Annotated in this window: 1 pseudogene; it reads right to left on the bottom strand. The window is 63.8% G+C overall.

Annotated elements, in window-relative coordinates:
- A pseudogene (locus FMEAI12_RS37785) lies at positions 1-240 on the bottom strand (transposase); the annotation flags it as partial.

Raw genomic sequence — 240 nt, 5'->3', positions numbered from 1 at the left:
CGGTGACCCCGAGGATGTGGACGGAGCGGGAGCCGACCTCTATGACGAAGAAGCAGTACAGACGCTGGAGCGTAATGGCGCAGTCCACGTGGAAAAAGTCCACGGCCAGCATCGTCGACGCCTGCGTACGCAGGAACTGTCGCCATGTGGTGTCGGTCTGCCGTTTCGGAGCTGGGGGCAACCTGAGGGTCTTCAGGACCCGGCGGATCGTGGATGCGCTCACCCGGTGGCCGAGCTTGA

The organism is Parafrankia sp. Ea1.12, from assembly GCF_900465275.1.
GTDB lineage: Bacteria > Actinomycetota > Actinomycetes > Frankiales > Frankiaceae > Parafrankia > Parafrankia soli.
Note: the sequence above shows the minus strand (reverse complement) of the source record. Positions and strands in the feature narration are given on the sequence as shown.